We start from the raw sequence: 22,889 nt of genomic DNA, 5'->3' as shown, positions 1-22,889 counted from the left end.
TCAGACCATGCGGTAGTGACGGTGACTGTCCATATGGACGTTGAACGAGGTAACTTGCTCGATATGCTCCAGCCGCACGTGGGCCGTCACCTGAAACGACATCTCAAGCGGGCTCGCCTGATAGTCGGGTGAACGAACATCCACATGCACGATCCGTGGTTCATAACGACGGATGCATTGCCGGATCGCCTCCCGGATCCGCCCCTTGATATCCGCACTGCCCTGAGTGGCGTCATTGAGATCAATGACCCCCAGATCGGGTGCACTGCGGCAATTGCCGGGGCGGGTGTTGAGAACCTGCTCGAGCTGCCGTTTGACAGATGCGATCAGTTCTTCAGACTCCGAGCGGGGAGAGGAGCCAAGCCCCTCCCCCCGGATACGATCAAACAGGCTGGCCGCATTTCCTCTATCCCAGGAAGAGAGATGCGGCATCGGGCCTTATTCCTTGTCCAGACGACCTACCAGAGAGAGCTCGAAGCTCGCCCCCATGTACTTGAAGTGCGGACGCACGGCCATGGCGACCTGATACCAGCCCGGCTCCCCTTCCACATCCAGCACCTTGATCTGCGCAGCGCGCAGCGGACGGCGGCTGCGGACCTCTGCCGGCGGGTTTTCCTGGTCTGCGACAAACTGCCGGATCCAGCTGTTCAGCTCACGCTCCAGATCCTGACGCTCCTTCCAGGAGCCGATCTGCTCGCGCTGCAGCACTTTGATGTAGTGCGCCAGGCGGTTGATGATGAACATGTAGGGCAGCTGGGTACCCAGCTTGTAGTTGGTCTCCGCCTCCCGGCCTTCCTTGGTGTTCGGGAACACCTTGGGTTTTTGTACCGAGTTGGCGGAGAAGAAGGCGGCGTTGTCGCTGTCCTTGCGCATGGTCAGGGTGATGAAACCCTCTTCCGACAGTTCGTACTCGCGTCGGTCGGTGATCAGCACCTCGGTCGGGATCTTCGCCTGCAGCTGACCCATGGCCTCATAGACGTGCACCGGCAGGTCGTGGATGGCGCCACCGCTCTGCGGGCCTATGATGTTCGGGCACCAGCGATACTTGGCGAAGCTGTCGGTCAGGGAAGTGCCCATCAGGTAGGCGGTGTTGCCCCACAGGTAGTGATCGTGGTCCGAGCTGATGTCTTCCTGATAGTTGAAGCCCTTGATGGGGTTTTCGGTCGGGTCGTAGGGCAGACGCGCCAGGAAGCGCGGTGCGGTCAGTCCCAGATAACGGGCATCTTCCGACTCACGCAAGGCGCGCCACTTGGTGTAGGCCGGCCCTTCGAATACCGATTTCAGATCCTTGATGGAGGACAGGTCGGTAAAGCTGTCGACGCCGAAGAAGGATGGCGCCACAGAGGAGATGAAAGGCGCATGGGCCATGGCACCCACCGCACTGACGTATTGCATCAGCTTGATGTCGGGTGCGCTGTGGGTGAAGGCGTAATCACCGATCACTGCCCCCACCGGCTGGCCACCAAACTGACCATAACCGCTGGAATAGACATGCTTGTAGAGGCCGGACTGGGTGATTTCGGGTGAGAACTCGAAATCTTCCAGCAGCTCTTCCTTGGTGGCATGCAGCACCTGGATCTTGATGTTCTCGCGAAAATCGGTGCGATCCACCAAGAGCTTCAGGGAGCGCCAGGAGGACTCCATCTCCTGCAGCTCCTTGGCGTGCAGGATGACGTCCATCTGCTTGCTCAGCTTCTTGTCGAGCTCGACAATCATGCTGTCCACCAGCGCCTTGTTGACCGGATCGCTGGTGGTGCCGCTGTCCAGAATGTTGGCGATCAGGGCTGCAACACCCTGCTTGGCGACGCTGTAGCCCTCATCCACCGGGGTAATGCGGGCCTGCGCCATGATTTCGTCCAGCAAGGACGAGGAGGCAGCACTCGCCCCCGCTTGAACCTGTTCTTCGACCAAAGACATGTTTGTTCCCTTCTCGTTCAGTCAATCCAACCCGGCGATCACTCGGCAGGCTTAATCAAATCCAGCTCCTTGAGCAGTTGCTCACGAGCTTCATCACTGGACAGCAGATCCTGCAAACGATTGCGGAAGGCAGGGATATTTCCCAGTGGCCCCTTCAGGGCAACCAGCGCTTCGCGCAGCTCCAGCAGCTTGCGCAGCTCAGGTATTTGCTGGGCCACGCGGTCAGGAGTGAAGTCTTCCAGAGACTGGATATTGATCGAAACCGGCAATGCATCCTGGCTGTTCTCTTCCAGACGATTGGGAACGGAAAACTTCAGTTCCAGTGCGGATTCTTTCATGACGGACGAAAAATTATTCTTGTCGATGGAGACGGTCTGACGCTCCTCGATCGGGGTGTCTTCGGTACGGCCCTTCATATTGCCGACTACCATCATGGTCAACGGAAGTTCAACTTCTCCCTGCTGTCCACCGGTCGCCGGTACATATTTGATATTGATACGTTCTTTGGGCGCAACGGTAGCGCCATCGATATTTTTTCCCATGCTCTAAATACCAAGTTATGGATCTACAGAGACCCAAAAGCTTATAGCCGATGGATTAACCAACAACTGTCAAAAATGACAGTTGACGATATGGGTGGATATCGCAAGGAAAGTCCACAGGCCAACAGATATGCTTTTGATATGAATAGAGCAAAGCTCTAATAATCAAAAACATAATATTCACGTTTGTATTTATACAACCCGATGTGCCTCTACTCTTTGTTAGAGGTCATATTGGCTTAAGGCGCCATTTGCGGCAGATGGTATATTCACAGGCAATAATCCGTCAATAAGCCATTAATAAAACAAGCAAAACAAAAATAAAAAACACAACAAAAACAGCACGTTACTGTAAGCTACAAATCTAAACAAACATTTGCGGCATATTATCCACATCAAATACCATAAAATAATTTCATTTTTCAACAATTAAAAACGTTACTTTCCATCATTAACGACTCAATACGTCACTTACTGTCGAAAATATAATGCCATCCATGCGTCAAACTGTGCCGCGACAGCACGCAATAAGATTCCATTACATGAAAGGACATGATAAGCAGCTTTCATCAGCTAGCCAGAACTCATTGAAAAACCAAGAAAACAATGCATTGCCATCGTAATGAGATCATTGAAAAAATGAGTTCCTAGATTGAAAGGCAATTCCTCTACCTAACCAGACAACAATTCCAGCTGATTCTTCTGTTGTAAAAACCAATGCTGCGCCAATTTTTGTCCAACACTTTTTTCTTTTTCCGTCATGCCTTTTTCCAGTTCATCACGGGCGTTGACAGACTCTTGATTACCATCTGTTGCCGCCAACAAATACCATGCATAAGCATGCACTCTATTGCGTGGTGCTCCCAGCCCCTGTTCACGCATGATCCCCATGCGATATTGGGCGATTCTGTGCTGGGCATTGGCAGCCAATCGATACTGTTTGAGCGCCTGCACATAATCTTCCTTGCCGCCCAATCCCAACCGCAGCATCTCGCCATAGGCATAACGGGCATCGACGTTACCCTGTGCTGCAGCCAGTGCAAAATACTGACGAGTGGTCACGAGGTCCCCCCGTTCTTGCTGCCATTGCGCCAATGCAAGCTGAGCCTGGCTCAATCCCCCTTCTGCGGCACGCATCAGCCAATACTCTCGCCCTGCGGCATCACTCTGCTGCAAGCTCAATTGATATTCGGCTTCGTGGGAACCACTTCCTGCTGCCAGCTCCAGCCAATAACGGCCAAGCGCAAGATCCTGATTAACCTGCTTGCCGGCCAGATAGGCTTGCCCCAACCACAGTTGGGCCGGCGCAGCACCGCCATTGGCGGCTCGCTGATAGAGGCTGAGAGCCTCTTCAGGTGGTGCCTTGCGTGCCAACACCAACAAGGCTTCCGGCTGCTGTTGAGCGGCGGCTTTCTCATACCAGCGCAGGGCAAGATCGGGGCGCTTGCTCACCCCTTTTCCCTGCTCATAGCGAGTGCCAAGCTGGAATTGGGCATCCCGATTGCCTTGTTCGGCGGCTTTCTCCAGCCATTTGACGGCTTCCTCATCGGATCCCGCCTGACCTGCATACCATTGTCCAAGTATCAACTGGGCACTCGCATGATCGCGCTTGGCCGCCTGCTCGAACCAGTCGAGACACTCATGGGCCAGCTTGCCCTTGTGCTGCTGCCGACACTCCATCCCCAGCCGATAACTGGCATCCGGATTCCCCAACTTGGCCGAGCGTTGCCACCAGCCACTGGCCTGCTTGGGACTCTTCGGCTCTCCCAGACCAGCCTGATACCAGTTCCCCACCTGCAGTGCAGCTTTGCCCCGCATGTCAGCATCTGCCGCCAGGGGGCCCGCCTGCTCGGCCGCCTGTTTCATCCAGCGCATCGCCTCGGGATAATCCGGCTTGGCAGCCAAACGATTGGCCAGCTCATATTGCGCCTTGCCCTGGCCCTGCTGAGCGGCTTGAATGAGATCGGATTCAGTCTGTGGTGTCGTAGTGGAACAGGCGGCGAGCCAATGGCTCGCCAGTACCAAACATAATGTGCGGTATGTCATCGTTTGTATCTGCAAATAATGAAGATGGAAGGGTGGCTGTGTACATAATGCTTGCTTACAACCAGATAGACTTTCTATTGCTTATCAACTTTTAAACAGACTTTATTCTGGACATTCCCATAACGCCCAACAATATTATTGCTCGTTTACATGATCCAGCTTGACCATAGCCAAACCCAGCTTGCGCCCCTCGTTTAACAGTTTATCGAGAACATCCGTTCGACAAATAAACCCTGTATATTGATCTGCATCTATATCCCAAAGCACGACTTCATATCCTCGCGCTTGCAGCCATAAGTCATAAAGCACCAATATGCGCCAAACCGATGTATCCTCACCCGGTTCGGAGCAAATAAAATGTTCCTTGATGCCGTGAATATCCGCCAATGCGTTGCCCTGCAACTCAACTTCCTCGACGTCTCGCCAGTCAATATTGAGACACACCCAATGTTCATCAGAGTTGAATTCAACAAGTGTTGACACAATGCCGCCCTGTAGCTCATCGGCATGGGTATTCATCAGCGTGTTCAATCTGCCGGCTCTGATCTCTTCAGGCAGAGGGGATAGTAAAATTGATAGAAGCCATTTCTTTCTTCGTCTTTCGACATAGACCATGGGAATCAACAGGGGTGACAAGATGATGACTGAGAGGAGCAGAAATAGTTTTTTTATCGCCTTCACTTTTCTTTCTCGATTTTTTCATACAGGACCAAGCAATACCACGGCAGCACCAAAACGATGCTCGGTTCGCGATGTATCGATCACGCAGGCAATGCATGATCGATACACTGCGGACTACTCCTGTACCCAGAACAACATGTCATCCTTGTTGACATGGGTTTGGGAAGGTAAGCGCTGCCCTTTGCGAAGCTGCCACTGCTCATCGGTCAGGTTGCAGCGCCAGTTGCCATCCTGCTCCACCACGGAACCCGGCATGGCAATAGGATGTTGGGCTACTTGCAATGCCTGCCATTTCTCTGCAATACCATTGGCTCTGGCATAATCCACCAGATCCTTGGGGTAATAGCGCATGTCTCGATAGCTGCTGTCATCCAGCTCATAAAGCAGGGTGACCAGCGCCGCTTCAAAAGCCCAATAGCCAAAGTAGATGGCATGCTTTGCCTTGTGCCTGTCGTGCCAATAGCACTCTTTACACCCCTTGTACCATCCTTTGAGATATTGCTTGATGCTTGCCTGACGCTCAACCTTGGTGGGATTAACACCATCTCCCTTGATGGCATCAAATAGCGGACGATACACCTCTGGAATATAGGATTCTGGGCCTCGAGGGAAGCCAGGATAACCCAAGCGGGCCAACAGTACGCTCCACAGCGGGTCGTCGTCCCCTTCCGGATTCTTACTGATATAACGCACCAACTCGGGCAACATCTCATCCTGGCCATAGAGGATGCTTAATGCGAACATCCAGAGCAGATATTGATAGGCATCTTGCTCCCAGTAATAAAACTGTTCATCTGGAAACTCTTTTTTATGGCGCAGCAGTTCTTTTGTTACTATCGAGAGGCATGCATTGATCTCTTCGTGGGATACGCCACCAGAATAAAGAAGAATTGCATGTTCCAAGTTGTCCATGAACATACTTTCGCTGGCCATGGAGCGGGTAGGACGTCGATGTGGATCACTCCAGCGTTCATGTAAGGGATCGTTTATTTTAGCCCACCAACTTTGGTCAAAATATGATGACTCTTTATAATCCTCTATCTGCTCTAAAAAAAACAGCTCAGATAATAGTGGATCTCGACGCTGCTCAATAAACGAACTCATTCACTGCTCCTACTTGATCGAAATCGTACCTACAGCATTGGCTGACTTATCCAGCTTGGTTATCTGTATCACTTTACCAGATTCATCGACAATCATTAGCCAAGCCTCATAACCTTCATTTTTAAGATCTTTTAATATTTTCTTGTCCGTGATCTCATCGGGCAATCGCTTGTCTATCCACTGGCCGCTCATCTGCTTGCCCGACCCTTTGGTCATCGACAACAACTGGGTGCTCTTGGTGCCATCCCCGTCGATATACTCCCCCCCTGCCGTCCGAAACTTGGTCTCGGTCACCACGTAGGGAGGCGGAGGATTGGTATTCTTGTAGATACCATCGATGCCCCGCCCTCTGGGCTTGTCATTCAGGCTACGTACCCGGCGATGTTCTGGCAACAGGTTCTCGAACTTGTGATTTGCCATCCAGTTGTCGCTGATGATCTCGCCATAAATCCCTTTCTTCGAGCGGCTCAGGATCTTGAGGTTCACTTTGACCACATCGTCCGGCAGCGGGTGGATAACGGTACCACCGGGCATGGCCTTGTAACCAGGGGCATGCTTGACCGCCTCTTTCTCCAGTCCAGCGGCTATCTCATCGAGGGATTTGAGCACGGGCCCCATGGCGACAGGCAGCATCTGACCGGCCTGTGACTGCATCTGCAACACCAAACGCTGGGATTGCTCAAGCCAGATCCTGACTGAAGCAGGAGCCAATCCCTTGATCTTGCCGATCAAACTAGTCAGTGACTTGACTGCATCATTCAGATAACCCAGCAGCACGCTGACGGCAATCTGTCCTCTCAGCCCACGGATCTGGCCGGCAAATCCTTTCAGCACCTTGTCGAGGCGCGAGATACCCAGCACTTTCTTGACCTTGGGATCACTGAGAAACGTCAGCACAGGCGCCATTGCGGGTCTGATCGCCTTGGTGGCATCCCCACCCGCCTTGCGGACAAACAGGAAGATGATCTTCAACACCCCCTTGAGGGCTGAGCCCAGCGACGGGATCAGGCCAATCAGGGTAAAGCTCAGAAAAACCCACTTCTCCGGTTGCTTGGGATCACGGGAAATATCCCGGGCATTGGCAATCAGATCGCGGCAATCCAGCACCTGATCGACCACGGGAATGAGGCCCAGTACCGCATTGGCAGCGATTTGTCCTGCACTTTGATTGGGGTTGAAGTCACCCTGCAGGGCCTCCCAAATCCACTGCAGGCTGGAAGCAACCCCCTTTTTTACCGCCTCTGCACTTTGTTTGACATAGGCCGCGCCACCAGACACCGCCTGATCCAGGTGGTCATAGAGCTGTTCAAACAGATCGTTACCGAACATATCAGCCCTCGTCGCTCAGACTGTCGAGATGGCCGGTGAGGGCCGAGATGGATTCACGGGGCAGATCGGCAAAAGTGTCCTGCAGGTCATAGGTCACTGAGGCGGTGCCAGCAGGCACATCCTCGAGCAGCGCCATGCCCTCACCATCCAGCGTGCCTTCCCGCACCGAACCATCGCTCAATACGGCCTTGTAGGGGGTGCCCGCCAGCGGCATCAGCTCGGAGTCGAGGTGATAAAATTTCATCCAGCGTGTGTGAGGGCTGTCCAGCATACCCTCCATGCTCTTGGGTACCTTGCCAGCCCAACCAGATCCAGAGCCTGCATTGCCACCCGAATTCATCTTGATGGTGGGGCCGACCAGGGTGACACCGCCGCCATCAACCTTGATAAAGCAGCCACCGACCTTGACGGTAATTTCAGAACCCGCTTCCAGCACCACCTTGGCACCGGCTTTGACGTGCACTTCCTGCCCCGCCTGGGTGAGCCAGCTCTGACCGAGTTTTTGATGCATGGAGGTATCCACGGTCAGCGAGTAGTCAGCCTTGATATGGTCCCGCTTCTCTCCTTCAACGGTCAGATGATCGTTGCCAAGACTGGGTGGGGCCCCTTCCTCACCCGGCACCTTCCTGACACGGGTCACCCGCTCGTTGTCGATGTCGGTGTGCTGGTCATGTTTGATGTGCCAAGCGGCATCGTTCTCTATCAGCACGTTCAGGTCTTTCTGACCGTGGATGTAAATCTCTTCCTGCCCAGCCTGGTCTTCAAAGCGCAGCTCGTTGAAGCCCTCACCCTGGTGGGTTTCGGTGCGCAGCACGGTGCGGGTCTTGTTGGCTGGCAGCTCGTACGGTGGCCGATTGGTGGCGTGATAGGTGCGCCCGGTCACGATGGGCTGGTCCGGATCCCCTTCCAAAAAGCTCACGATGACCTCGTGGCCGATGCGCGGGATGGCCATCATGCCGTATTGGCCGCCGGCCCAGCCTTGCGAGACTCGCACCCAGCAGGAGCTCTGGTCGTTGCTCGAGCCGTAGCGGTCCCACGGGAATTGCAGCTTCACCCGGCCGTGCTCGTCGCAGTAAATCTCTTCCCCGTCGGGGCCCACCACCATGGCGATTTGCGGGCCATCCACCATGGGCTTGTGAGGGGCCTCCGGACTGCCGATGCGCGCCCGCCAGGTGGTGCTGGCCTTCACTACACCAAATTCGTTGTGATAGACGGTGGGGCCGCTGCCGCCTTCTTCTTCCAAGGCCTGGGGTTGTTCACCGGTGTGACGGATACGCACGATTTGCCAGTCGGTGTTGAGGCTGCCGTTGGGATGTTCAGTGAGTGAAAACGTCTGGCCCGGCAGCAACGCGGCGCAGTTGGACTTAACCTGGCCCGCCACCGCGTCGTTGCGCAGCGCATCCAGCCTATGCTGGGCAAACGCCTTGCCGCTCGGGTCCTGCTTGTAGCGGCCCGGATAGTCGAAGTGCTGGTAGGTGTCGCGCTGGTGCTCGAGCTCACTGCCCTGCTTTTTGTGAGAGAGGCCGTAGGCAGGCGTCTTGCAGCTGTAGTCTTTGAGCTCCACATCCGACGGGCGCACTGCCTCACGGTAGTGGAACTGCCGCACATAGGGGCCTTGCTCGAGGGAACGGTTGCCGAGGTTGAAGAAGAGCTCGGGGCCGGCAGTCAGAGCGGCCGCGTCGTCGGCAAACACGATGCGGTGCTTGCCCGCTTCAAACTCGTGGAAGTAGAACATCCCCTCTTCGGCGGCAAGCCGGTTCACGAAATCGAGGTCGGTTTCCCGGTACTGAACGCAGTACTCCCGCTTGGCATGCTCGTTCTTGAGCGCAAAGGCATAGTCGGTGATGCCGTGCTCTTGCAACAGGATGGAGAGGATTTCATCGGGCTTTTGCGCCTGGAAGATGCGGCAGTTTTGGCGCAAAGAGAGTCGCCACAGGGCCGGCTGCACCATGAGCTGATAGCGGGTGCGGCGAAAGCCGCTGTCACCCTGCGCGAAGTCACTCACCACCCCGCAGACCCGGCGCTGCAGCTCGCCGTTGTACCACACCAGCAGCTCGCACGGCTGGTCCAGCACGGCGCCAAAGTCGATGTCGGGCTGGGCACTCGCCAGCTCCAGACGCAGGTTGAACGGGCGGTTGAGCGCTTCATCCAGCGCAAACTCGGCCACCACGAAGGTGCTCTCGGGCAGAGCCCCCACCTTGACGGTAAATTGTAATCCTGTGCTGTCTGCCATCGCTGAGCGCCTCTGAGATGTCGTGTAGCCCCATCAGGCGGGGCACTGCAAGCCGGGTGGGAGATCCGCCATCGCCCCGGTTTTTCTGACACCATGGCTACCGCACGCCCTTGACGGCGTGCGGCAAGACGTAAACCCGGATTTTTTCTTGTACCCGCTCACACCAGGCAAACGGACATAAGAAAAATGAGGGGGAAACGAGCTGACTCGGTTGAAAGCAACGGGCTAAGCGTTAAGAAAACAAGGGGCACCGCAAGCAGTGCCCCTGATGGGCAAGTTACGCCTCGATCGGCGCACGCCAGTCGTCCGCACCGGAAGTACCGGCAACAGTGTGCTCCCAGTCAATCTTGCGGTAGGCCATGGAGACCTGGATCAGCTGGGTGAAGTCAGACTTCGCCGGATCCTGGCAGTGCGGCATCTGGCAGTCGATGTCGACGATGGTGGCATCGGTCAGCACGGTAGAGAAAAAGTGCTCCTGCTTGCCCTCTACGGAGGTGCGGTACCACTTCAGGGTCACTTTCGGCAGCATCTCGCCGGACGCCAGGGAGTTGTACATCAGCGGCACGGCTTTGTTCAGCGCAACGGTGAACTTGAACGGCCTGTGGACACGCTGACCAGCAGGCTGACCAGATTGCGGATCAGTCGGGACGGTCACGACGTGTTGAAACTCTTGCACCAGCATCTCGTCTTCGTGACCCTGCACGAAGATGTTGCCGACGGAATCGGAAGTGAAGGCACCAGCGGTGATATTGCCCTGGGTTTTACCTTCGATGCTGATATAACATGGAGTTGGCATGGGTATGCTCCTGATTGGTTGAACGGTAATGACACTCGACCGAATCCGTTAGCAGTGACCATGCCAAACTAATTATTTGTTAAAAAACAAATAATTAAAACGCCCCCTCACTTGCACAGCCGCCATATGGCGCAACAAGTTGCGTAGGTGGCACATAAAACTACACGACCTTGCACAACCAGCATCAATCACTGAATAAATGGCAATTCATTGCGCAGGGAAGAGTTTATATCTACCCCTCACCTGTTACCCGGCGATCACTTACTGAAGATAGGCACTTGGCCAATCAAAGCGTGGGCGACCAAAGACTCTCACCATTGGCAGAGAGAAACAGAAAGAAGCGCGCCAAGATGTCTTCGAAAAAGAGGTCTCTTGGCACCAGCGTAATAAGTAAGAAGAGAGGCAACGTGGTGGGCGCACTGCTCAATGAGATGGGACAGCTTGGCAAGCTTCCTTGCATAACGCCCAGACGCCAAACACAGCATCACCCATATATCCAAGTGACCGACCATCGGGCCGGTTACTTGGATAGTGTGCCTTCGCGGGGCAATCTATGGCTGTCACTGAAGAGATAGCTTGGGCTCTATGTTCCCTGCCCTTCGCATCGACATCGACATCGACATCGACATCGACAGATATATCACCGGCCAGAAACGCAAAAGCCCGACCATCAGATCGGGCTTTACATTGGGTAAGTGGGTCAGGATTGATTCGCGTCATCACCGACGCTTACCCTGTGGGAGGGCTGTGACCGTCCAGCCGGACTACCCTGTCCACAGGTCGAGCCTGGGTCAGAACCGGGCTGTCTTCAGCCCATAAAGTAAAAGGGCCTGTCTTTCGACAAGCCCTTTTACTTTATTTGGCGATGAAGGAAGGATCATTCGCCACTGCGTGGCTCACTCCTTCGGGGCGGCCTGCGGCCGTTCATCACTGCAAGCTTCTCTGCTCAAACCCGGTGAGGGTTCTCATCCTCTCTCTTCGACATGAACGGATAATTCTTCCCCAAAGCAAAAAACCGACCATCAGGTCGGTTTTTCAATCTGTACGCTGGGTCGGGATTGACTCGCGCCATCCATGGCGCTCGCCCTGCGGGCGGCCTCTGGCCATCCAGACGGGCTATCCTGCCCGCCTGTCGAACCTGGGCCCGAACCGCGCCGCCCGTCACCGGATAAAACAAAAGGGCCTGTCACAAGACAGGCCCTTTTGTTTTATTTGGCGGTGAGGGAGGGATTCGAACCCTCGATACGTTGCCGTATACACACTTTCCAGGCGTGCTCCTTCAGCCACTCGGACACCTCACCAAATTTTGATCTGCTGTTTAACCTGCTCAGCCAGCACTGTGTTCGCTGCGCCGTTGCGCTGGAACGGGGCGTAATTTAGGGGAAAGCCCCGCCGGCGTCAACGGCTTTTTGCATCAGGCGAACCGTTCGCACATTTAACGCACAAATCAGTGCACAGACTCCGGCGCAACCTGGATTTCCGGCAGATTCAGGAAGCCCAACCGCTCGCATTCGGAGACCACTTCATGGGTGGTGGCGATGGTGCTTTCAACGAACAGCAGGAACTGCTCGACCGACAGACCGGCCTTGGTGAAGACGGTGTGGCCCACCACCAGACGCGGCAGGTTGTCATCGATGATGTCGAGGAACACCTTGAGCGACGGGTACTGCATGTTGAGACGACCCAGTTCGGCCACCAGCGGCAGCAAGGCGGAGGGACGCACCTCCAGCTCAGATGAAAACAGCAGCCCTTCCTCTTCGACGAAGATCCGGCTCTCCTGAATGCCTTCAACGGACTGCAGAGAGACAATGTGGATACCGTGGCACTGATCACAGATGTAGTGCTCGATACGAGCCTGCTGCAACCAACGCATTATCATTTCGGAGCTGGGAATATTCATCATTTCCACGACACAATTGGGATCAAGGGGCGCAGTCTAAACCAATTTTCCGGCAACCAAAAGCGCACTGGCCGGATAAGCACATGCCTCGCTTCTTTTTGGCAAGCCGCCTGCATATACTCAGCCCATTCCAGCGCCACACTCGCCCCACAGGGGGCTAAATGACCATCCAAGAAAAGTACCGCCTGCATCTGAAATCCCTCTCGGATGAACTCTTGATCCTACAAAAGCCCATCCGCATTCTGGATGCCATCAAATGGCCCCGTCACCTACAGGCCGACTTTCTGGCCAGAGGAGGGCGCACGCTGCCGGCCGTCGACAAAGCCTTCTATGATGGACTCCCCCTCGGCTTCGATCCCCGCAACAAGTATCTGGAGCTCAAGGAGCTGCGGGACAGGATCCGCCGCCGGCTCGGCCCCCAGGACGAGCTTGGCCGTATCCTGCAGGAGACGGTGGATCAATACATGGTGGTCATCGAGATGCTGCGCCAGCGCGGCCAACCGGATTTTCTGCGCTACAGCCAGCTGCTGTACGGTTCGGCCGGCGATCACCTGCGCGGCGATCGCAAGACCCTCAAGGAGCTGGGTGCGAGGCTGTGCGATATCTTTTCCCTGCCCGGTGCCCGCCACCTAGTCCGCCCCTACCCCAAAGAGTTCGAAGGGGAAGCGGCGGTGGCCAAATTGCAGGGCAAGCTGTCGAGCTATTTCAGTGACGGCACCGTGCAGGTCAAGCTGAGCGATGGCATCGTCTCGGACGCGGCGGCCGGCGGCGATTACATCAAGCTCAACTCCCACGCCCGTTTCTCCGAGCTGGATCTGCAGGTGCTGGAGGTCCACGAGGGCTGGGTGCACGTGGGCACCACCCTCAACGGACGTCAGCAACCCTATGCCACCTGGCTCAGTGCAGGCTCGCCGCGCATCACTGCCTGCCAGGAGGGGTTGGCGGTGCTGATAGAAACCCTCACCTTCAGCTCCTTCCCGGACCGGGCCAAGCGCATCTCGGATCGGGTGATGGCCATCGACATGGCGGAGCGCGGCGCCGACTTCATCGAAGTGTTCCAGCACTTCGTCAGCCAGGGCACCAGCGAACACGACGCCTACAAGATCACCCAGCGGGTGTTTCGCGGCGGCATGGTCGAGGGGGGCGCCTGCTTCACCAAGGATCTCTCCTATGTGAAGGGCTATGTGGAGACGGTCAACTTCATCCGTAGCGCCGTGCTGGAGGGGGTGCCCGAGATCCTGCCCATGCTGTTCGTCGGCAAGGTGACCCTAGACGACATCCCGGTGCTCTATCAGCACTATCTGGAGGGGCTGATCAGTGCGCCCCGTTATCTGCCCCCCATGTTTCGCGATCTCACCGGCCTCTACGTCTGGTTTGGCTTCGCCTCCGGCATGTCGCTGGTGGATATCGGCCGGGTGCAGCAGCACTTTCGCCAGCTGTTCCACCGCCTGCCGGTGGCCGATCCCATCATAGCCCCCGTCGACATCGAGATTGACTGAACCACCAGCAACAAAAAAGGCGCCAGATTGGCGCCTTTTTCTATCTACTCATCGCGATGAAGAGGGGGCTATTTGAAGGCCCGTCCTTCCAGATAGTGTTTGCGGCACAGGGAGACATAACGATCATTGCCGCCGATCTCCACCTGCTCACCATCGCGCATCACCTGGCCGGCTTCATTGACCCGGGAGTTCATGTGCGCCTTGTTGCCGCACCAGCAGATGCTTTTCAGCTCCTCGAACTTGTCGGCCAGGCAGAGCAGGTGGTAGGAGCCGGGAAACAGCTCGCCACGAAAATCGGTCTTGAGGCCGTAGGCGATCACCGGAATGTCCTGCTCGTCGACGATGCGGGCCAGCTGATAGACCTGCTCCTTGGTCAGGAACTGGGCTTCATCGACGATGAACACGTCGATGTGCCGCTCGGCATGGCGGGCTTTTACCATCTCGAACAGATCGCAGCTATCGCTGAACACCTCGACTCTCAGCTCCAACCCCACCCGGGCACTGATCACCCCGACCCCGAAACGGTCGTCGATGGCGGGTGTCATGGCCAAGGGATGCATGCCCCGCTCCAGATAATTGAAGTGCGCCTGAATGAGCTGGGTCGATTTGCCTGAATTCATGGTGGCAAACTTGTAGTGCAGTGAAGCCATGGTACTGTTCCGAAACTGAATTTATGGGGCGCATGCTAACCAAAGCCCCCAACAAAACCAAGGGGCCTGGCGGCCCCTTGTTCTTTTTATGCGATGGCCAGGTCCGCTTGGGACCTTGCCTTGCGCAAATGGTAGCTGGAGAAGATGACGAACCAGAGCGCACTGACGCTGAAGCCTGCCAGCACCGAATGCATCAACCCCATCACCAGATAACCGAGGGCGGCGCCGAAGGCGATGGCCAAGGCATAGGGCAGCTGGGTCATCACGTGGTCGATGTGATGGCAGCCGGCACCGGTGGCCGACAGGATACTGGTGCTGGAGATGGGCGAGCTGTGATCACCGAACACGGAACCGGCCAGCACGGCGGCCAGCATCGGCAGCATCAGCGTGATGTCACTGGCTGCCGCCATGTCGCCGGCCAGCGGCAGCATGATGCCGAAGGTGCCCCAGCTGGTGCCGGTGGCAAACGCCATGGCACAGGAGAGGATAAAGACCACGGCAGGCAGCACTTCGATGGGCAGGTTGCCGTTGGCAAGCGATGCCAGGTACTTGCCGGTCTCGACGTCACGCACCACGGCGCCAATGGTCCAGGCAAACAGCAGGATGTTGATGGCCGGCAACATGGCCATCACCCCTTGCGGTGCAGCCTTGATCCAGTTCTTGGCGCCGAGCTTGAGACGCATGGCCAGACCGATGGAGACCACCAGGCTGCACAGGGCGCCATACACCAGGGACGAGCCGACGTTGGTATTCTCGAACGAGCCGAGCACGCTGAACGGCTCGCCATTGGCAGCCAGCACGGCGGCGCCGGAGTCAATCATGAAGTAGACGGTGGCCGCAGTCAGGGTCAGGATCGGCAGCACCATGTCGATCATGCCGCCGTTGCTCTCCTCCGGGCTCTCCATGTCCAGGCCGATGGGGCGGCCCTTGGACTCATCCCACAGCTTGCCTTCCAGCGCCCACTGCTCGTGCTGACGCATTGGGCCGATGTCGAGCTGGAATGCGATCACTACCAGCACCATGATCAGGGTGAACACCGCATAGAGGTTCATCGGGATCATCTCGACAAAGGCGGAGATGGGGCTCTGCCCGGTGATGCCGTGAGCCGCCATGATGCCGCCGACCAGGGCGATGATATACGCCCCCCAGGAGGAGATGGGCATCAGCACGCAGACCGGGGCGGCGGTGGAGTCCAGCAAGTAGGCCAGCTTGGCGCGGGAGATCTGGAAGCGGTCGGTCACCGGACGGCAGATGGCCCCTACCGACAGGCTGTGGAAGAAGTCATCGATGAAGAAGGCAAAGACCATCATGCCGGTCAGCGTCTTGGCCCCCTTGCGGGTCTTGGCGCGCTTGGCGGCCCACTCGGCGAAGGCTCGGGTCGCACCGGAAACGCTCATCAGGCTGATGAGGCCGCCCAGCAGCAGCATGAACAGCAACATGTTGATGTTGTCACGGTTGAGTGCCCCGTCGACCCAGAAGATCTTGAGCACGGTGTTCAACATGTAATGCAGGGAATCGAGGGGAGAAAACTGGTTCAGCAGCAGACTGCCAGTGACTATGCCCACCCCCAGCGACAGCAGGACGCGGCGGGTCAGGATTGCCAGGGCGACGGCCAGCAGGGGCGGAATGATTGACCAACCGGAGTCGGCGTAGTGAATGATGTCCATGATCTCTTTGCACCTAAAGACAGCAGGTGGAGATCTACCGAGAGGATAAAGAAACAAAACCCATGGGGAGGTAATACTCCTCAGCCCCTTCAGGTAGCGCTCCATAGTGGATGACTATGGCAGTCCTGCACCTATTAGATGCAGAACCAGCAGCCCGGTATGATGGCCTGGCCACTTCGGCGCTGACTCCTTTCCTCGTGCATCACAGGCATCACCCTCCGCACAAGTAGTCATAGGCAGCGCGCCTCTACTTAAAGGTATTCGAGGCACATTTTATCGTGCCGGCACGTTATAGCAAGTTTTTTGATTAAATCACCAAATGGCGTGGCTTAAAATGGCATGGTGGTAGTCAAATGGTGCAAACATTATGATTTTGTCGCTATTTTCATCTATCAAGAACTCAGTCGAGTATGTACATTGCCAATATTGCTGAATCGGGGCTGAATCCAAAATAGATCACTTAATTTCCACTATGAATTTATTAATTCAGCTGACTTGACTTGATCATAAATGGCCGTATAAATTAGCCAAAATTACTATTTCTATTTAATTCACTCTTTTGCTCGCGTGGTGAACACTATGAACGAATTTTTGAAAGTCCTGCTGAATGTCCGTAGCCTGCGTGCCGCTTGCCGTGAGCTGACACTGGAACAATTGGAAGAAGGTCTGGAAAAGCTCTCCGCTATTGTCAGCGAGCGCCAGCAGGATGAAGCCGCCGAGCGTCAGGCTCGCGAAGAACATCTGCGTAAAATTAACGAATATGCCGAAATGCTGAAAGCCGCCGGCATCGATCCGGCCGAATTGGTTGGCACCGTGGCCGTTGAGCCGGCCAAGGCCAGCAAGGGCAAACGTGCTCCCCGCCCGGCCAAATACCGTTATATGGACAACGGCGTGGAAAAAACCTGGACCGGCCAGGGCCGCATGCCTTCCGTGATTGCCAAGGCCGTTGCCGAAGGTAAATCCGTCGAAGAATTTGCCATCTGATAAAGCCGCATCGTCGCAATAAAAAACCTCGCATCGCGAGGTTTTTTATTGTCTGTAGCCTGGCTATCAGCCCCGCTCTGCAGCCTTGACCCAGAGCACTTCGGGGGTCGCCGTACAGGCCAGCAGGTAGCGGGCAATGGTGAAGAACCAGTCACTCAGCCGGTTCATGTAGGGCAGAATGGCCGGATTGAGCTGCTCGCTGCGGCTCAGGGTCAGCAGCAGACGCTCGCAGCGCCGGGTGAGGGTTCGCACCACATGGGCTTGCGCCGCCGCACGGGAACCACTGGGCAAAATAAAATTGCGCAGCACAGGTAAATTGGCGCTGTAGGCATCAATTTGTTGCTCCAGCCGCAAGGTCCACTCATTATTCACCTGCCAGATGGCAGCTTCCTGAGCGGCGCTGGAAAATGCCAGCTCCCCGCCCAGATCGAACAATTCCTGTTGCAATAATAACAAGTCAGCCAATAATCCGGTTTCGGCCGCAGGCACCTCGGCAATAAGAAGACCTATATGAGAATTTAATTCATCAATATAACCATAGGTTTCTACCCGCATATCGTCTTTGGCCAGTTGCAGCCCATCGGCCAGGCGAGTCATGCCCTTGTCGCCCTGCCTCGTATATATCCTCATACCGACATCCTGCTAATAATGGGAACAATCATGGATTCCAGCCCGTTGAGCTTGATTTCATAGGCCAGCGCCAGCGTTTGACCCAGTGAACCGGCGGGAAAACCGGTGCGGGCCAGCCACACCAGATAAGGCTCCGGAATATCGATGATGCGACGTCCCCGATATTTGCCGTAAGGCATCTTGTTGGCCAGGGACAACAATACCCGCTCGTCGGACAACCACTCCATCTCAATCGATATCCAGATATTTATGAGTCTGGATGGAGAGCCGCCAATTGCGGGCAATGCAGGTTGTCATCGCCAATTGAGTGGCCCTGGGTTTCTGGCTGATGGGTTGCAGCGCGATCACCACGTTTTCACGCAAGCGGGCGGTGGCCAGCAGCGCATCCAGCTCCTCTACATGGCGCTCGGTGGCCACCGGATGCTTGATCTCGTTGGCCCGCTCGAGGGCAGAGACCAGCACCGGCAGCCCTCCCTTCATATTGATCTTGGGGGATACGGTGACCCAGGTCTGCTCATGAGTCTGGATCTCGCTGGTACCGCTGGTTTCGATCTGCACCTGATAACCCGCCTCAATCAGAGCGGCAGAGAGATCCTGCAGATCATAGAGGCAGGGCTCCCCCCCCGTGATCACCACGTGGCGCGCCTGATAACCGAGCTGCTGGAAGCTGGCCAGGATCTGCTCCGTGCTCATCTTGCTCCAGCCATCGGATTCGTTGGAGCAGTCGAGTACCGCCTGTACCCCCACTTCACGAGCAGGATCGACCACCCAGGTATGGCGGGTATCGCACCAGGGGCATCCCACCGGGCAGCCCTGCAGGCGAACGAAGATGGCGGGCAGGCCGGTGAAGACCCCCTCCCCCTGGATGGTCTGGAATATCTCGTTGATTGGGTAGTGCATCTTGGTCACGGCTGGTTGCAAAAGTCGCGGATTATACCCCAAGCATGGCCGATACGCAGGTTCAGCATCCGCTTTTCTCGCCCAGCCCGGTTTTTTGGTGCAAGCGAGCCGCCACGCCCGCCTTGTCGGCCAGGTACTGCTGCAGGCCGCGGCTGCGCAGATCGCAGGCAGGACAGGCACCGCAACCGTCGCCGGCAATGCCGTTGTAGCAGGTGAGCGTCTGCTGGCGCACGGTGTCGAGGTGGCCGTAGTGATCCGCCAGTGCCCAGGTCTCGGCCTTGTCGAGCCACATCAGCGGGGTCTCGAAGCGAATGGCGCGATCCAGCCCCAGCGAGACGGCCTGATTGAGCGCCTTGACGAACTCGTCGCGGCAATCCGGGTAACCGGAGAAATCGGTCTCGCACACCCCGGTGATCACCGCCTCGGCCCCCACCTGGTAGGCGTAGATGGCGGCCAGGGTGAGGAACAGGATGTTGCGGCCCGGTACGAAGGTATTGGGCAGGCCGTTGTCCTGCAGCTCGAAGCTCACCGGGATCTCGTCCCGGGTCAGGGCCGAGATGGCCAGCTCGCCCAGCATGGTCACGTCCATCACCTTGTGGGCAGCGATGCCGAGCTGGCTTGCCAGACGGCGCGCCGTCTCGATCTCTTCCCGATGGCGCTGGCCATAATCGAAGGTGATGGCGTGCACCTCGTCATAACGGGACAAGGCCTGGACCAGGCAGGTGGTGCTGTCTTGACCACCACTGAATACCACGACGGCTTTTTTCACGAATAACTCTCCTCTGGGCAGTTCAACTGCGCCGGCCCTGGGCAAAATCGTGCCACTGCCGGTTCAAATGGGTAAAAAGGGTCATCAGCGGGGCGAAGCGATCGGGCGCCCTCTCCCACTGGGACAACAGATGGTAGCCCGCTTCCAGGGTCGACAGCGCCTCTGCAAACGGCTTCTTGCGAATGGAATATTGCCCCGCGATGGCGTCCAGCTTTATCCGCGGCAGCTGCTGCAACTCAGGGTTGCTGTGCAGCATCCGGTAGGCCTTGCGCCAGGTGCCATCGAGCAGCAAAAAACAGACCCGGCGAGCCGGCTCGGCCGTCTCCCTCTCCCGCACCCTGGCAAGCGAGATGGCCTCCTCATCCGGCCACAGCAGATAACACTGCAGCGCGGGATCGGCCAGCAAGGCCGCCAGCTCGGGAACGTCGGCCACCTGTTCGCCCACATGCAGGCGGGCCTGCGCCAGCGAGGCGGCCAGCAGGATGGCGGTTCCCTTGGGATGCCCGACTTCGCTCGGATGCTGCAAAATATGAAGAGGGGCGAGATGCGGCACCTGCCGAATATAATCACACAGACAGGCTTTGAGGGCTCTGGTGCAACGTGTACAGTAGCGGCTCTTGTTGTCGTCGGACTGTTTCATGTTGTCAGAAAAATCAGGATTGCTCTGGGTCATCACGCTTTCACTCGCCAGTTTGCTGCTATTTTTCATCGTGCCGAATCACCAGCTCTCCTTCGATCGCACCCTGATAGCCCAGGGTGAAGGGTGGCGCATCATAACAGGCAATGTGGCCCACACCAATCTGTGGCACCTGCTGCTCAATCTGAGCGGGTTGTGGGTACTTTACAGCCTGTTTCGCGAATACCTGACCGGTTGTCGGCTGCCGCTGCTGCTGTTGCTGCTCGGCGCCGCCGTCGGGCTCGGTATCTGGTGGTGGTGTCCGCAGACCCAGTGGTACATGGGATTGTCGGGCGCGCTGCACGGCCTGTTCGTCTGGGGCGCGCTGCAGGATATCCGCTATCGCCGCTACTCCGGCTGGTTGATGCTGGCAGGGGTGGCGATCAAGCTCGGGGTGGACTTCTACAGTGCAGGAGAGAGCCCGGTGTCCGCCCTCATCGGCGCCAGGGTACACATTGAATCACATCTGATTGGCTCGGGCGCCGGCCTGTTGCTCGGCCTGCTCCCGATCACTCTGCGCGAGCCTGCTCCCAAGGAGTGAGCCGCCCCTGATGCAATGCCGGCCCCATCGGGCCGGCATCCTGTCCATTATCGATTTGCCAGCTCTGCATTGATGCCTGCCAGCATGGCGGCAGGATCGGCCGCCTGGGTGATGGGGCGGCCAATCACCAGATAGTCGGCCCCCGCCTCCACCGCCGCCAGCGGTGTCATGACCCGGCGTTGATCACCGGCTGCCGAGCCAGCGGGACGGATCCCCGGCGTCACCAGCTTGAAGTCGGCGCCGAGCAGCGCCTTCAATTCACGCGCCTCTTCGGCGGAGCAGACCACCCCATCGAGCCCCGCCTCCTTGGTCAATTTGGCCAGCCGGATCACCTGCTCGGCCGGGCCGACAGTGAGCCCCAACGGCGCCATATCGGCCTGCTCCATGCTGGTCAGCACGGTCACCCCGATAAGCAGCGGCGCCTTGTCGCCATAAGGCAGCAGCGCCTCCTTGGCGGCCCGCATCATCCGCTCGCCACCGCTGGCGTGCACGTTCACCATCCAGACGCCGAGCTCGGCACTGGCGGCTACCGCCTTGGCAACGGTGTTGGGAATGTCGTGAAACTTCAGATCCAGAAAGACATCAAATCCCTTGGCAACCAGCTGACGCACGAACTGGGGGCCAAACAGGGTAAACATCTCCTTGCCTACCTTGAGACGGCACTGGGCCGGGGAGATACGTTCAATGAAGGCGAAGGCATCGGCCTCGTGCTGATAATCCAGCGCAACCAGTACTTTGGGATCTAGCATCTCACTTCCTATCGATGGTTATTCGCCGCCCGGAGCTTGGCCCCGGCTCGACCTGAAAACACCAGGCCGCAGCGGCCTGGCTCATGATCTTGTGGTGGCTCTTACTCCCCGTCCAGGCCGCGGATCGGCTTGATGGACCCCCATTGGCGGCAGGAGGGACACTGCCAGAACAGGGAGTGGGTGGCAAACCCGCACTGCCGGCACTTGTGGGTGGATTTGATCTTGATCTGCTCGCCAACCAGCTGCTGCAAGAGCTCAAGGCTCTCCTTGGCAGGGCCCTCCTCAGCGCTTGCCAGCTGGAAGCCCACCAGCTGATAGAAGCCCTTCATGGAGGGATGACGGCGCAATTGGCGCAGCACCAGCGCACGGGCCTGACTCAGGCCGTCACGCTCCTCCACCAGCTTGGCCAGTGCCAGGGTCACGCTGACGCCAGCATGATCCTCGACCGCCTGCTCCAGCAGGGGAATGAGATCGTGGGCACGACCAAGGCGCTGATAGCACTCGTTGAGGAAGGGAATGGCTTCGGAGGCAAAGTCGATATCCTGCTCAAACACCCGCAAGAGATCCTTGCTGGCCTGCTCGTACTCCCCTGCCGCCATGGCCAGTTCCGCCAGACGCAGGCTGGCACGGGCACAGGCGGGGTTGACGCTGAGCGCCCGCTTGAGCTTGGCAAGCCCGGCGGGTTTGTCCCCTTCACGCAAGGCGCTCTCTGCCTGTTCGCAGTAAAAATGGGAAATGGGCTCGGCCAGCTTCTTGCCCTGAAACTTCTGCAGCCGTACCGCCACGTCGATGGCCTTGTCCCAATCCCGCAGTTGCTGATGAATGATCAACAGCTGGGCCAGCGCCGTCTCTTCATAGTCACTGTCATCGCACAGCTCGTTCCAGAGCGCCTCGGCCCTGTCCAGCAGGCCGGCAGCAAGAAAGTCGCGCGCCAGCTCCTGCAACGCCAGCTGGCGCTGTTCCCGGGTCAGCTGGCGGGTCACCAGGTTCTGGTGGATCTTGATGGCGCGGTCCACCTCGCCACGCTGGCGAAACAGGTTGCCGAGGGAGAGGTGGGTTTCGATGGTTTCGCTGTCCACTTCCAGCAGCTGGATAAAGAGATCCACCGCCTTGTCTGATTCATCGGACAACAAATAATTGAGGCCCGCCACGTACTGGCGGGAAAACTGGTTACTCTGTTTCTGGGTGTCCTGGCGAACACTCCTGCGCCCCATGTACCAGCCGTAACCGGCAGCAATGGGCAACAGCAGGAAAAGCAGTTCAAGCATCGAGGGAC

The 22,889-nt window shown here is 57.1% G+C and carries 22 protein-coding genes, 1 tRNA gene, 1 other RNA gene and 1 riboswitch; of the genes, 3 read left to right on the top strand and 21 right to left on the bottom strand.

Going from position 1 to position 22,889, the window contains the following annotated elements; translation table 11 throughout:
* The 12 genes from tssE to AHA_RS09185 all read right to left on the bottom strand — a co-directional run bounded on the left by tssE (position 1) and on the right by AHA_RS09185 (position 12,551).
* Entirely contained in the window at positions 1 to 432 is a 432-nt protein-coding gene (gene tssE / locus AHA_RS09240; RefSeq protein ID WP_011705714.1) for a type VI secretion system baseplate subunit TssE, read from the bottom strand.
* Between the two features lie 6 nt (positions 433 to 438).
* A complete protein-coding gene (gene tssC / locus AHA_RS09235) occupies positions 439 to 1,917 on the bottom strand; it encodes a type VI secretion system contractile sheath large subunit (protein WP_043163044.1) in 1,479 nt (492 codons plus the stop codon).
* A gap of 38 nt (positions 1,918 to 1,955) precedes the next feature.
* Positions 1,956 to 2,459, bottom strand: coding sequence for a type VI secretion system contractile sheath small subunit (tssB, locus tag AHA_RS09230; RefSeq protein ID WP_011705712.1), 504 nt, complete (start codon positions 2,457 to 2,459; stop codon positions 1,956 to 1,958).
* A 672-nt stretch (positions 2,460 to 3,131) separates the two neighbouring features.
* Entirely contained in the window at positions 3,132 to 4,505 is a 1,374-nt protein-coding gene (locus tag AHA_RS09225; protein ID WP_164927604.1) for a tetratricopeptide repeat protein, read from the bottom strand.
* A 135-nt stretch (positions 4,506 to 4,640) separates the two neighbouring features.
* Entirely contained in the window at positions 4,641 to 5,024 is a 384-nt protein-coding gene (locus AHA_RS09220) for a DUF6630 family protein (protein WP_237701986.1), read from the bottom strand.
* Positions 5,025 to 5,300: 276 nt separating this feature from the next.
* Entirely contained in the window at positions 5,301 to 6,290 is a 990-nt protein-coding gene (locus tag AHA_RS09215; protein ID WP_011705709.1) for a type VI secretion system immunity protein, read from the bottom strand.
* A gap of 9 nt (positions 6,291 to 6,299) precedes the next feature.
* A complete protein-coding gene (locus AHA_RS09210) occupies positions 6,300 to 7,619 on the bottom strand; it encodes a type VI secretion system polymorphic nuclease effector (protein WP_011705708.1) in 1,320 nt (439 codons plus the stop codon).
* A gap of 1 nt (position 7,620) precedes the next feature.
* On the bottom strand, positions 7,621 to 9,852 hold the full coding sequence (vgrG, locus tag AHA_RS09205) for a type VI secretion system effector VgrG (RefSeq protein WP_011705707.1): 2,232 nt from the start codon (positions 9,850 to 9,852) through the stop codon (positions 7,621 to 7,623).
* A 277-nt stretch (positions 9,853 to 10,129) separates the two neighbouring features.
* Complete coding sequence (hcp1, locus tag AHA_RS09200; RefSeq protein ID WP_011705706.1) at positions 10,130 to 10,648, bottom strand: type VI secretion system effector Hcp1; 519 nt, start codon at positions 10,646 to 10,648, stop codon at positions 10,130 to 10,132.
* Positions 10,649 to 11,508: 860 nt separating this feature from the next.
* Positions 11,509 to 11,638, bottom strand: a non-coding RNA gene (locus AHA_RS09195) — RtT sRNA.
* 223 nt (positions 11,639 to 11,861) lie between these two features.
* Positions 11,862 to 11,949: transfer RNA gene (locus AHA_RS09190), tRNA-Ser, on the bottom strand.
* 146 nt (positions 11,950 to 12,095) lie between these two features.
* Positions 12,096 to 12,551, bottom strand: coding sequence for a type III secretion system chaperone family protein (locus AHA_RS09185; RefSeq protein ID WP_164927603.1), 456 nt, complete (start codon positions 12,549 to 12,551; stop codon positions 12,096 to 12,098).
* A 158-nt stretch (positions 12,552 to 12,709) separates the two neighbouring features.
* On the opposite strand from AHA_RS09185, the gene AHA_RS09180 reads away from it, so the two are divergent.
* Positions 12,710 to 14,047, top strand: coding sequence for a flavohemoglobin expression-modulating QEGLA motif protein (locus tag AHA_RS09180; protein WP_011705704.1), 1,338 nt, complete (start codon positions 12,710 to 12,712; stop codon positions 14,045 to 14,047).
* A gap of 68 nt (positions 14,048 to 14,115) precedes the next feature.
* On the opposite strand, the gene AHA_RS09175 is transcribed toward AHA_RS09180, so the two are convergent.
* Positions 14,116 to 14,697: a thymidine kinase gene (locus AHA_RS09175; protein WP_011705703.1), complete on the bottom strand. Its 582-nt coding sequence runs from the start codon at positions 14,695 to 14,697 to the stop codon at positions 14,116 to 14,118.
* 86 nt (positions 14,698 to 14,783) lie between these two features.
* Positions 14,784 to 16,364, bottom strand: coding sequence for a Na+/H+ antiporter NhaC family protein (locus AHA_RS09170; RefSeq protein ID WP_011705702.1), 1,581 nt, complete (start codon positions 16,362 to 16,364; stop codon positions 14,784 to 14,786).
* A gap of 86 nt (positions 16,365 to 16,450) precedes the next feature.
* A riboswitch (Lysine riboswitch) is annotated at positions 16,451 to 16,622 on the bottom strand.
* A gap of 321 nt (positions 16,623 to 16,943) precedes the next feature.
* Here AHA_RS09170 and AHA_RS09165 point away from each other — a divergent pair.
* Positions 16,944 to 17,348 (top strand): H-NS family histone-like protein, encoded by a 405-nt coding sequence (locus AHA_RS09165; protein ID WP_011705701.1) that lies wholly within the window; start codon positions 16,944 to 16,946, stop codon positions 17,346 to 17,348.
* A gap of 66 nt (positions 17,349 to 17,414) precedes the next feature.
* On the opposite strand, the gene AHA_RS09160 is transcribed toward AHA_RS09165, so the two are convergent.
* The 5 genes from AHA_RS09160 to AHA_RS09140 all read right to left on the bottom strand — a co-directional run bounded on the left by AHA_RS09160 (position 17,415) and on the right by AHA_RS09140 (position 20,356).
* Entirely contained in the window at positions 17,415 to 17,978 is a 564-nt protein-coding gene (locus AHA_RS09160; protein ID WP_011705700.1) for a cob(I)yrinic acid a,c-diamide adenosyltransferase, read from the bottom strand.
* Complete coding sequence (locus AHA_RS09155) at positions 17,975 to 18,205, bottom strand: DUF3820 family protein (RefSeq protein WP_011705699.1); 231 nt, start codon at positions 18,203 to 18,205, stop codon at positions 17,975 to 17,977. Before AHA_RS09155 ends, AHA_RS09160 begins: the two co-directional genes overlap by 4 nt.
* Before the next feature lies 1 nt (position 18,206).
* Complete coding sequence (queE, locus tag AHA_RS09150; RefSeq protein ID WP_045791049.1) at positions 18,207 to 18,878, bottom strand: 7-carboxy-7-deazaguanine synthase QueE; 672 nt, start codon at positions 18,876 to 18,878, stop codon at positions 18,207 to 18,209.
* 61 nt (positions 18,879 to 18,939) lie between these two features.
* Positions 18,940 to 19,647 (bottom strand): 7-cyano-7-deazaguanine synthase QueC, encoded by a 708-nt coding sequence (gene queC, locus AHA_RS09145; protein WP_011705697.1) that lies wholly within the window; start codon positions 19,645 to 19,647, stop codon positions 18,940 to 18,942.
* Positions 19,648 to 19,669: 22 nt separating this feature from the next.
* On the bottom strand, positions 19,670 to 20,356 hold the full coding sequence (locus AHA_RS09140; protein WP_011705696.1) for a tRNA-uridine aminocarboxypropyltransferase: 687 nt from the start codon (positions 20,354 to 20,356) through the stop codon (positions 19,670 to 19,672).
* Here AHA_RS09140 and rrtA point away from each other — a divergent pair.
* Complete coding sequence (rrtA, locus tag AHA_RS09135) at positions 20,286 to 20,864, top strand: rhombosortase (RefSeq protein WP_230599436.1); 579 nt, start codon at positions 20,286 to 20,288, stop codon at positions 20,862 to 20,864. The two genes, AHA_RS09140 and rrtA, sit on opposite strands and share 71 nt — an antisense overlap.
* Before the next feature lie 47 nt (positions 20,865 to 20,911).
* Here the strand turns inward: rrtA and pyrF are convergent, their stop codons facing one another.
* Both pyrF and lapB read right to left on the bottom strand, forming a co-directional pair.
* Entirely contained in the window at positions 20,912 to 21,613 is a 702-nt protein-coding gene (gene pyrF / locus AHA_RS09130; RefSeq protein WP_011705694.1) for an orotidine-5'-phosphate decarboxylase, read from the bottom strand.
* Positions 21,614 to 21,714: 101 nt separating this feature from the next.
* Complete coding sequence (gene lapB / locus AHA_RS09125) at positions 21,715 to 22,881, bottom strand: lipopolysaccharide assembly protein LapB (RefSeq protein ID WP_011705693.1); 1,167 nt, start codon at positions 22,879 to 22,881, stop codon at positions 21,715 to 21,717.
* Between the last annotated feature and the right edge of the window lie 8 nt (positions 22,882 to 22,889).

Source organism: Aeromonas hydrophila subsp. hydrophila ATCC 7966 (genome assembly GCF_000014805.1).
GTDB lineage: Bacteria > Pseudomonadota > Gammaproteobacteria > Enterobacterales > Aeromonadaceae > Aeromonas > Aeromonas hydrophila.
Note: the sequence above shows the minus strand (reverse complement) of the source record. Positions and strands in the feature narration are given on the sequence as shown.